The sequence below is a fragment of the Mesobacillus sp. genome, from assembly GCF_049588175.1.
In the GTDB taxonomy this organism is placed as follows: Bacteria; Bacillota; Bacilli; order Bacillales; family Cytobacillaceae; genus Mesobacillus.
In genome coordinates, this window is sequence record NZ_JBAVFI010000264.1 from 1 (window position 1) to 3,218 (window position 3,218).

A 3,218-nucleotide genomic window follows, 5' to 3' on the forward strand; every position below is an offset into this window, starting at 1 on the left:
GGGTAACGGCGACACGAAGATTGGGGATGTCGTTGCGCGCGATGGCTCTGGACAGCAGCAGGGACCAGGAAAAGGTCAGGGGGCTGGAGACCAGGCTGGCGAGGACTATTATGAAGCAGAAGTATCAATGATGGAAATTGAAGAAGCGTTATTTAAACAATTGGAGCTCCCAAACCTTAAGCGTAAGGAGCAGCAGGAACACCTTGTGGAAAACATCGAATTCAACGATATCAGGAAAACTGGGTTGATGGGCAACATTGATAAGAAACGAACGATGATGACCGCTTATAAACGGAATGCGATGACCGGAAAGCCAGCATTTCACCCTATTTATAAGGAAGATCTGAAGTTCAAGACATGGAATGAAGTCGTGAAGCCGGATTCCAAAGCTGTTGTACTTGCGATGATGGATACGAGCGGATCGATGGGATTATGGGAAAAGTACATGGCCAGAAGCTTTTTCTTCTGGATGACGCGTTTCCTTCGTTCCAAATACGAAACTGTGGAAATAGAATTCATTGCCCACCATACTGAGGCAAAGGTAGTATCAGAGGAAGACTTTTTCTCTAAAGGCGAGAGTGGCGGAACGATCTGTTCATCCGCCTACCGCAAAGCACTTGAACTTATTGATGATAAGTACAATCCAAGCAAGTTCAATATTTACCCATTCCATTTTTCTGATGGTGATAACCTGACCTCCGACAACGCCCGCTGTGTGAAATTAGTTGAAGAACTGATGAAGGTCTCCAATATGTTTGGTTACGGAGAAGTCAATCAGTACAACCGCCACTCGACCCTAATGTCCGCGTATAAAAACATTAAAGATGAAAACTTCCGTTACTTTATCCTCAAGCAGAAAGCCGACGTATTCCATGCGATGAAAAGCTTCTTCAAACAAGAAGAAAATAAGCTTTATGCATAAAAAGAGCCAGCCGCGAAGGCTGGCTTCTCTCATTAATTCTTTTCCTTCTTTGTATTAATGCCAAATAAAGTATAAAGCGGGCAGAACTTAATGAAGGAAGTCAGTACTAAAACTAATCCAATAATTCCTATATATTTCAGGATGCCATCTAATAAGAAAAATAAAGAAATAAGGATTAATCCTAATACAATCCGAATAACTTGGTCGATTTTCCCAACGTTAGCTTTCAATACAAACACCCCTATTAAACTTAATGATAAGTTAAATATAGCTCTTGTGGGTGAATTCTCCTGTGACTTTTCACACTCAGAAAAAATTAATATTATTCACAGCATCCAGGGGCTATTTGAAAGAGCCAATTGGCCAGTTCTTTTAAAAAACCGGATGCTCATCGATCCAGCTTTACAATCTCCGCATCCTTGTTCGATCTGCCTAAAATTAAATCTTTTAAAATAACTGACCCGAGCATACTGTATACTGTTCCATTTCCGCCATACCCTAATAAATAGTAGATCCTGTCTTTAGTCGGATGTTTTCCGATAAAAGGGAGATTGTCGACAGATTCCCCAAAAACTGCTCCCCAGGCAAAGGCTACCTTAATATCTAGCAAAGGAAATAACCATTGTGCTGCCACGGCCGACTTTCCCCTTATCAATGATAGCCACCTTCAATCCTTCATTTGCCAGCGTATATGCGCATAACGAACCGGACATGCCCCCACCTAAGATAACTGCGTCATAATAATCTGCAATATCGTTTCTTTTTATGTCAATATCGTTTTCTTCCGTTGTCTGCCAGAATAACTTGCCATTATGTAAGTCCAATCATATGCCCCCATTATAATTATATGGTTAATTTTACCCACAACAAAAGACTTAAAAACATAGTTCTGCTAACGACCTGTTGATTTCCGTTCCTTTTTGCTGTGAAAAATCAAAAAAAAGAAGCACTGCTAACAGCAATACTTCTTAAGTCTATAAAACAATAAAGTTATTACTTTATAACGCCAATCGCCTGGCTGCCCATCTGGACCCACGCCTGTTCAAAACCATTTCTTGGAATGGACTTATAACCTTTATCGGCAAGTGGATCATTGATGAAAATAGACTCGCCGTCATATCCAACTATCAAGACACTATGCTCATTATAAGTAATCTTTACTTTTCCGCTGTTCGTATCCCAGACTGTAAACTCAGATTCTGGCAGAGGAGCAAATGTTGAATTGGTGATAACCCAAACTGGTGATCCGCTGTCAATCAAGCTGTAAACAGACTCGATCGTCTGGCCAGTCACATCCTTGATTTTTCCGGGAAGGTATTTCTCAGCCAGCTTGGCCACTGGACCATGATAAACGCCATATCCTGAATTGCTGAAAGTATAAATATCGCCAACGAATCCATCATATGGATTACTGCGTACATAGTTTGCATCGCGGAAAGGAAGCTTATGAATTTGCTTTGCCAGAGTCATTTTATCGGCTGCAATCCCTTGTGATTGAAGAAGCATCGTTAAGCTGGTGACCTCGCAGCCTCGCTCTAATTCAGGCAACTGGCTGATGTGGGGTACGCCATCTATAATCCTCTTGTCTTCATGGACCAAGTCATTTTTGTTTTTAAGACCATCTCCAGTTGATGCGGGGCTATTCGCGGCTACCTCTAATCGATCATCGGCCAGGGTTTTCTTTATGACTTTTTCATCTGTCCGTGTGATTTTTGGAACTGCGTCAACTTTTGTTTCAGCTGATGTATTTTCAATGGACCGGATTTTCTCAGAGCCCAAAAAAGTGATAAGAAATATTGCAGCAATTGTCATAGTTCTGATGGAGATTTTTTTATTCAAAATATCTGCTCCTAACTAATGGCTTTTTCTAGCTTTAATATCTTGACAGGCATTCCATGTTCTTTTACACAATTTTAAACAAGATTCGACATGTATTCAATAGATTAGTAGTTTTATTGCTGCTAAAGACACAAACTCGTCATATACGAAGATGGATTTACGAGCTTCAGAAGGCCGAAATTTACGTTTGCAGCCAAGACTGTGATAAATTTGACTGTTGTTTTTCGCTCTTAACAACAGGATTTTTGATATCGCCATTTAGCAGAGCCGCAGCTAAAAATACTTGAAGAACTAGTACATTTTTTTCGGAAAGTAGGAAATACTACATCTGTTATAAGCCGATGGTTTTTAAAAATTGCTCTTTTATGTTAGGGTGTTAAAGTGCTAAAAAAGGAACGTTGGTAACAGAAAGGAGTTTTTGGATGAGGAAAGATTCATCTGTATTTTACATATCAGC

Annotated in this window: 5 protein-coding genes; 1 reads left to right on the top strand and 4 read right to left on the bottom strand. The window is 40.2% G+C overall.

The features are described from left to right. The coding region (yhbH, locus tag WB217_RS06425) for a sporulation protein YhbH (protein ID WP_423991749.1) at positions 1–922 on the top strand (922 nt) is incomplete at its 5' end. A 32-nt stretch (positions 923–954) separates the two neighbouring features. On the opposite strand, the gene WB217_RS06430 is transcribed toward yhbH, so the two are convergent. From WB217_RS06430 to WB217_RS06445, 4 genes are all read right to left on the bottom strand, one after another. Then, positions 955–1,161: a YgaP family membrane protein gene (locus tag WB217_RS06430; RefSeq protein WP_423991751.1), complete on the bottom strand. Its 207-nt coding sequence runs from the start codon at positions 1,159–1,161 to the stop codon at positions 955–957. Positions 1,162–1,310: 149 nt separating this feature from the next. Beyond that, entirely contained in the window at positions 1,311–1,556 is a 246-nt protein-coding gene (locus WB217_RS06435; RefSeq protein ID WP_423991753.1) for a hypothetical protein, read from the bottom strand. Then, entirely contained in the window at positions 1,519–1,746 is a 228-nt protein-coding gene (locus tag WB217_RS06440) for an FAD-dependent oxidoreductase (RefSeq protein WP_423991755.1), read from the bottom strand. Before WB217_RS06440 ends, WB217_RS06435 begins: the two co-directional genes overlap by 38 nt. Positions 1,747–1,915: 169 nt before the next feature. Next, the gene (locus WB217_RS06445; RefSeq protein WP_423991757.1) at positions 1,916–2,761 is read right to left on the bottom strand and encodes a C39 family peptidase; all 846 of its coding nucleotides are present in this window, start codon (positions 2,759–2,761) and stop codon (positions 1,916–1,918) included. Positions 2,762–3,218: the final 457 nt, after the last annotated feature.